Here is a 7,583-nt window from a genome sequence, read left to right as displayed (position 1 = left end):
GGGATGTGCCTTAGTTTTGACACAGCCCCTTTTTGTTGTTCTCTCTGAAGATGGACGTAAAAAAAGAGTTTTCCAAAATCAATGGAAAACTCTTTTTTACGTTTGCACCGTTCAGGTGATGTTTGTTTGCATCTATGATGAGATACCTATTGTGTCTGTGTTATGACGTAGGGGGTTACCATCCCGGATTTTGAACAAGTTTACTTGATTTTTGAATCTCATTTAGCGGGATAGGATAGAGGTACATACGTCTTTCGAAGATGCGGGTTTCGAATGGGGTACGTTCCATGAACCCTTCCAGGTTATCAGCATTCATGTTCATTCCATGTACCGGCCCACCTTGTTTGTATCCTTCTTCGTCGGCACACATCCAGCGGCGTACGTCAAAGTAGCGTTGTCCTTCGGCAAACAGCTCAATGCGGCGTTCCTTGCGGATAGCTTCTTCCTGCAATGTCTGGTTTCCCTTTATTTCCGGTTTGATATCTTTCAGCAGAGGAATACCTGCCCGATAACGGACGCTGTCAATGTGTGCGATGATACGTTCGTCCGCAGGATTTACATGGTTCAATGCTTCGGCATACAGCAAATAGAAATCGGCCAGACGGAACAGCATGCCTGCTCTGAACTTTGACTTGGCATTGCTGCCTTGATTTAAAAGGTCACGGTTCATTCCCTTATAAAGCAGATAGCCGGAATAGCTCATATCCGCTTTGGAGTTGTCGTCTCCGCTACCTTTGTAGAAATAAATCTGTTTGGTTGTTTTCTGCCATGTTTTGCCGGAATAGGTGATATCCTGATAGAAGCGTGGTTCACGATTCTTGTACATGTTGGGGATACCGTCTTCACCGATGCCTTCTTCGGTATAAAGATCGGATTCGTGAATGCTTTTGCCATCACTCATCAGGAAGTCGTCTATGGCTTCTTGTAAAACACCTACACAGCCAAATCCGCTATAAATCGCACGTGGGGTACACCTGCGTTCTCTTCCTTCTCCGCCAACATCTCCCCATGAATTCTTGCTGGTTTGCCAGATAGCTTCCGGGTTGTTCAGACTCACCTGGAAGAGTTGGTACAAAGATTCTTCCGGATTCAGTTCGCCGTCTTTATCTTTTTCTTTATACAAATAATAGTGAGTTTTTGCATAATCGATAAAGCGTTGTAAGGCGTTTAAGGCAGTCTGCCATTTTCCGTCGTCTTTTGCCGGGAACAGTTGTTTGTCCTGATTATCTCTCAGGGCGACTGCTTCGGAATAGCCTCCGTTCAGCAAGGGACTTGCGGCGTAAACGTGAAGTTTAGCCAAAATGGCCAATGCTGCTCCTTTGGTAGGTGCTGCGCTTCGGTTCTCGTTAGGAGTGCCGTCGTCATTCACTTCTTTCTCCGGTAGTTCATTGTAGCATTCATTTAATTCGGAATCGATGAACGCTACTACTTCATCCACTGAGTTCCGGTAGTAGTCCAGATCACTTGCCGACGGGTCTGATATTTCCGTCATAATGGGAATGGGGCCGTACAATTCGAATAGCAGATAGTGGTAGTAGGCACGTAGGAAACGGGCCTCATTTTTCAATCGTGCCAGTTCGGATTCGTCAATGTAATCCGTTACATCACCTTGCTGGGGGATGGTATGCGAGTATGCTAAGAATTCGTTTGCTTGACGGATTTGTTTGTACAGGCTCCATCGGGATAAATCAGCCGAACCGGCATGATAACCTACTACGGGAATTGTCTTAACGTTGTTTTGCGCGCTTTTCAATTCGTCGGAAACAGCAGGCCAAGGATTGTCGAGCCCGGTCAGGGCTGCGTAAGAACCGGTAATGATGATGTTTGACACATCCGGAATTCCGGAGTATATGTAACGGTGGAAGCGTCGGGCATAACCGGTGTTGTTGAATACTTCTTCCATGCTCAGTTCTGCCGCCAGGTCATCCGATACGTCCAGATAGTCGCTGCAACCTGAAAAGAAGATCGTGCTTAGTCCTGCGGCCAGTATGATTGATAATTTCTTCAATGTCTTCATATATATAATGTGTTATATAGATTATTAGAAAGTAAAGTCGAGACCGAATGTGAAAGTACGGCTTAGAGGATATGAGAAACCGCCGTTGGTGTTTCCAAGTTCCGGGTCCCACATCTTGATATCGTCCCATACACAGAGGTTGTTTCCTTGCAGATAAACGCGCAAGGCCTGTATGCCGATCTTCTTCAGTGTCTTCTCCTTGAAATTGTATCCGATTTCGACGTTTTTCAGGCGCAGGAAGCTGGCATCACGCAACCACCATGTGCTGGCAACTGTGTTATTGTCGAAATTGTTAGAATGCATGCGGGGGAACATTACATTTTGGCTTGGGTTCTGTTCTGTCCATCTGTTAGCCACTTCGGAGCGTACGGCAGATTCTTCTACTCCCCATTGGAAAGGGAAGAATGCTCCGTTGGAACTGGCTCCTAATACAGTTGATGTATTTCCGGAACCCTGGAAGAAGATACCTGCATAGAATCCTCTCCATTCGGCGTTGAGTCCGAAGCCGTATACAATTTCCGGTACCGAAGGATTTCCTACATCCTCCATCTGGTCGTTGCTGTCGATTTTGCCGTCTCCGTTCAGATCTTTGTATTTGATATCACCCGGGCGGACTCCGCTCGACAAACCGGATACGACTCCCGGCTTCAGTTCGTACTGGCGGTTCAGACCTTCCCCTGTGATGTTAAAGTCGTCAGCCGTATAAAGTCCGTCGGCGATGTACAGTTTCCATGAGTTGAGGCGTGTGCCTTTCTTTTCAAGCCACGGATAGACTTGCGGTACTTGGTCGTATTCGCGAATTTCGTTGCGCGCAAATGTGAAGTTGCCGCGTGCGCTCAGATTTACTTCCCCTACCTTATAATTAAGATTCAGACTTGCGTCCACACCCTGGTTTTTAACAATACCGAAGTTTTGCCACGGCATCTGCTGGAATCCTGTTACGTTAGAAACTGTATTACGTTGCAGCAGAATCGCCTTGCGTTGGTTGTTGAAATAGTCTACTTGCAGGTCGATGCGGTTGTCGAACAAGCCTAAATCGATACCGAAGTTTCGTTTGTCTTCGATTTCCCACGAGAGGAAGGGTGATTCGAACTGGGCTTCGGTGATTCCGTTGCCTACTCCACCCATTGCGCCACTGTTGCTGAATCCGAGATTGTAGCCGCTGTTATCCTGCTTCATGGTTCCACGATATAAGAACCGGTTACCGCCTGTATCGTCATTACCGGTACGACCGACAGAGAATCTTAATTTCAGTTTGTTTACTACCTTTTTTAATACGTCCGGGTAATAGTGCTCGTTGCTGATGTACCATGCCAGACCCATTGCAGGGAAAAATCCGAAACGATAGCCTTTTGCGAAGGTTTCGGAACCGGTGTAACCGAAGTTTCCTTCTATGAAATAACGTCCGTCATATCCATAAGTCACACGGCCTACCAACCCTTGTTTTCTATAGGGCAGGGCATTGTTGTGGTATTGTGTTTCTTTCTGCATATACAGGAACATAGCGCCTACGTCATGTTTTTCGGCAAAAGTACGGTTGTAGTTGATAGCCGTTTCGAAATAAATTCGTTTGCTTGAACTGTTGCTCAGATTTTCCGATAATACATCGCTGCCCTCTACTACAGTCTTATATAGCAGACTTCCATTTTCATCGCGCCCCGTTGCCAGATATTGTGTCGGTGTTTTGGTACGTTTGGCGATGTACGACATGTCTGCGTCAAAGCTGATCAGTCCTTTCCATGTTAAGCCTTTGGTCAGGAAGTCCAGTTTCTGGTCTATCTCCACTTTCGACTGGATAGAAGTTCTCCACTCTTTGGCATATCCCGAATTAACAAGCAGGTTGTACGGGTTGGAGCGGTTGCCGGATGGGCGGGGATGTCCGGCGATGGTACCGTCGGAATACACAGCCGGCATGATATAAGACGGAGTACGGCACATGGTAGTAAAAATAGTGCTGGTTCCTGTGCCCGGATAGTTGGTCTGCAGGTATTGTCCGCTGAGGTCTACTTTTACAGTTGTCGTTTTAGTTGCGTCAAAGTCGATGTTGCTGCGCAAATTGTAGCGTTTCAGTCCGATGTTGTTGTCATAATCATTACCGAAATCCTTGAATATACCATTTTCCTGATAGAAGGCGCCGGATACGAAATAACGGGCGCGTTCAGTTCCTCCTCTTACATTCAGGGTATACCGCATATTATAAGTATGGTTTCTCAGCATCGTACCCAACCAGTCGGTATCCGGATATATATCACGGTCGGCTCCGGGACCATATTTGGCAATCTCCTCGTCTGTACGGATGCTGGCGGTCCCCTCGTTGTTCAATGCTTCGTTGTACAGGTTCAAAGTCTCTACGGAGTTCATGAATGTCGGCAGGCGTGTCGGTTCCAGAATCGTACCTTCGGCACGGAACGAGATTTTGGGTTTCTGCGAATTTCCTCGTTTGGAAGTGATCAGGATGACTCCGTTTGCACCTTCGGCTCCGTATACGGCTGTGGCGGCAGCATCTTTCAGCAAAGTAAAAGATTCGATTTCATCTGCTTCGATATCCTGCATTTGCCGGGGAACACCATCGACCAATACAAGCGGATTCGTACCTCCTTTGAAAGAACTCTGTCCGCGAATCCAAAAGTCGGCGTTGTCGTATCCTGGTTCACCGGAACGCTGTACTGCGATCAGTCCCGGCACCTGTCCTGCCAAATTATTAGTCATATTACGGCTGGAAGAAACCGACAGTTCTTTGGGTCCGATAGCGTTGATAGAACTGACTACACTGTTCTTCTTTTGTTTGCCGTAACCGATGACAACCACATCTTCCAGCATTTCCGTACTTGGAAGCATCTTGATTGCCAGTACCTTTTCTCCCTTATAAGTGATTTTTTGTTGTTCGTAGCCCACATAAGAGAAAATAAGTATATTGCCTTTTGTGGCTTTGATGGTGAAGTTACCGTCTACATCGGTGATGGCGCCGACCGTGGTTCCTTCGATTTTTATCTGCACCCCGATCATCGGCTGTCCGTTTTCATCGACTACAAGCCCTGTCGGACTTTGTCCTTGTGCATAAATTGTGTTTATTCCTGCTAATAAGGCAAACAGGATGAAACACGTTACTTTTAATATCTTATTCATAAATGTTTCTTTTAAGTAAGAATTAGAAAATAATTAAGGTTACTTGTCCGTGCCGTATACATATAGTTCTGCCAGGTGTCCTACGGATGAACCGCTGCCCAGACTTGGAATGTAGATCCGGAGCCAGCGTGCGTCGCATGCTTTTACAGGGACCATTTGCTCTGTTTTTATACTGCCGTCAAAAAAGTATTTTCCAATTAGGTTCCATGTTTCGCCGTCATTTCCTGCATAAATTTCAAGATTCATTGAGGTCAGTGCGTTTTGTCTGGCAATGAGTCCTAATTGGCTGACACTGTTCTCTTTACCCATGTCGAGTATGATTTCATACGGTGGTGCTACTTCGCCTCCCTGCCATTGGCTATGCCAGAAAGTGTTAACTTCTCCGTCAATCAACGACACCGTCTGACCGTTGTGAGGGTAAGCAGCTGAGGTTTCTCCTGTCTTTTCCTCCGTGTTGGCGGTAACTGTCCAGTGATCTCTGTTGATGGGACTACCTTGTTTGATTACAAAATAGTTGGCTACCGTTTGCTTGTCTATGTTGATGCTGGCATCTCCTTGTCCGCTGAGTCCGCTGAGTGAAACCGGAAGAAGATAATTTCCGGGGGGAAGTGTTTCACTCAGCAGGCTGATGACGGAGCCTCCCGTTGCTTTCCCCTTGGCGATGGTGACGTCAGGAAGAGTGTAAAAGTCGGAGGGCAATGGTATATAATAGGTCGAATTTGCTGAATTGTAATGATCTACATAGTCCGCTCCTTTGGCGGCAAATGTGGTAGTCAGGTCCCATTCATTCTCAAAACTTATTTCTGTGTTCAGATTCATAGGTGAAGTAGTTGCTCCTCCTTCTACGACGAAGTCTCCTCCGGTAGATGCGAGTCTGACAATGGCTTCTTTAACTATGAATCCATAGAGCACTGCTGTCCGGTCCGAATTCATGGGAGTTCCTGTAGAAGATACCTGTAATGGAAGCACATATTTAAGCTCATCGAAACCGCAAAGGTTGTAGATTTTGTGAGGATCGTAGACTAGGCTGCCTCCTGTTACGCGCCTGTCTCCGCCGGAGGTTACGTCATAAGTTGCGTTTTCAATCGTATAGCATTCGGAAGGTAGCAGTTGATAGGCAGTTCCGTCTGCATTGTTCAGAGAATCTAACAAAGATTGTTCTACCGAAAAAGTGACTGTTCCTCCGGCATCCTCCAATCCTGCCTTGGCAATGGATAAATCGATCTTGTTGAGGGGGCCTAAATCATAAACTTCAATGGTGGTGAATCCACTTTGTGATGCTGAGAACATTCCTTTGGAGCGTTCGTTATCAACATCTTCTACACAGCTGGTAATGCATAAGAATGCCAGCAGACATGGTGTTAATTCAAAGCATTTTTTCATAAATTAATATTAGTTTTATTAAAGGTAAAAAGGGTAAAAACGAATAGAAGTACCTGTGGGTACTCTTGGAATTGAAATACTTATCTCTTTCTCATAGGCATTGAAATTTGAAGTTAAAACATTTTTTTTTCTGTGTGCTGAACTGTGCTGATTTAAAGTCAAAAAAATAATAAATCCTTTGTCTTAGTTCTGGTAGAACTTAAATATGATAAAATATAGGGGAATGAAAAGCTTATTATGCTGATAAATAGAATGTATAGCTTTTGTTTTTGAAGCTTTCTTTTGTTATATGTACACTCTGTTTCTACCCATTATTTGATGTCGTGGGAATAAATAAGAAACTTGATTATAATTTAATTTTGAAATAATATCGATGAATTGCATGGCTTTTTCGAACTAATTACTATATTTGCAACCGAATTGTTGGTTTTTAATTTAAAAAATAGTGAGTCTATTGGTCGAACTGGATACATTCATGTGAAAGTGGACGGATAAATTGACTGTTTAATGTGCTAAGTTCTACCAGAACTTAGTTGAAGTATTTCATATCTGAATCTTGATTGTATTCAGTTCTTATCTATAGCTTTGAATATCAGGTTATTTGGTGGACTATTGTCTGGATTATCCCTTTCTCTATACGAAGATGAATTTCAATTCTATTACTATTGGGAGATATATACATTAGAAAATTAAGTAGGTTCTATTGTCATCTGTCAGCTTTTAGCATTTAAACCGCTATAAAATAGCCGTTTATCTCATGACAATAAGACCTGATAATAAGGCTGACAGTAGAAAAACAGGCGTTTTATTGTCAGCCTCTTTTTTCAATTCTGATAGGATGCATCAATGATTTCTCTTATTCTCGTAAACCTTGAGGGGGGATAAATTACAGGATGGATGTTTTGCTTGCTCATCTGTGGAAAGCTGTTGTTTCGTGTTTATGGAATTGTTGTTTCCTCGCTTGGAACTGTTGTTTCTTCTATTGGAAATGGTTGTGCCAAAGGCTTGGCACAGTTGTGCCACCGTGTTGGCACGGTTGTGTCACTACGTTGGCACA

At 44.4% G+C, this 7,583-nt stretch carries 3 protein-coding genes; all 3 read right to left on the bottom strand.

The annotated features are described in order from the left end of the window. Positions 1-175: 175 nt before the first annotated feature. From HMPREF2794_RS04680 to HMPREF2794_RS04670, 3 genes are read right to left on the bottom strand one after another with little or no spacing between them, the layout of a single operon-like run. Positions 176-2,017: a RagB/SusD family nutrient uptake outer membrane protein gene (locus HMPREF2794_RS04680; RefSeq protein WP_070751034.1), complete on the bottom strand. Its 1,842-nt coding sequence runs from the start codon at positions 2,015-2,017 to the stop codon at positions 176-178. Positions 2,018-2,041: 24 nt separating this feature from the next. Continuing rightward, on the bottom strand, positions 2,042-5,143 hold the full coding sequence (locus HMPREF2794_RS04675; protein ID WP_070751031.1) for a SusC/RagA family TonB-linked outer membrane protein: 3,102 nt from the start codon (positions 5,141-5,143) through the stop codon (positions 2,042-2,044). A gap of 39 nt (positions 5,144-5,182) precedes the next feature. After that, positions 5,183-6,526, bottom strand: a complete 1,344-nt coding sequence (locus HMPREF2794_RS04670) for a BT_3987 domain-containing protein (protein WP_070751029.1) — start codon at positions 6,524-6,526, stop codon at positions 5,183-5,185. Positions 6,527-7,583 lie beyond the last annotated feature (1,057 nt).

Source organism: Bacteroides sp. HMSC067B03, assembly GCF_001811315.1.
Lineage (GTDB): Bacteria > Bacteroidota > Bacteroidia > Bacteroidales > Bacteroidaceae > Bacteroides > Bacteroides faecis.
The sequence above is the reverse complement of the archived record's forward strand: the minus strand, read 5'-3'. Positions and strand labels throughout refer to the sequence as shown.

What these genes read in the sequence shown, in the direction of transcription:
- HMPREF2794_RS04670 (WP_070751029.1), bottom strand. Translation starts at nt 6,526, where the DNA reads ATGAAAAAATGCTTTGAATTAACACCATGTCTGCTGGCATTCTTATGC.
- HMPREF2794_RS04675 (WP_070751031.1), bottom strand. Translation starts at nt 5,143, where the DNA reads ATGAATAAGATATTAAAAGTAACGTGTTTCATCCTGTTTGCCTTATTA.
- HMPREF2794_RS04680 (WP_070751034.1), bottom strand. Translation starts at nt 2,017, where the DNA reads ATGAAGACATTGAAGAAATTATCAATCATACTGGCCGCAGGACTAAGC.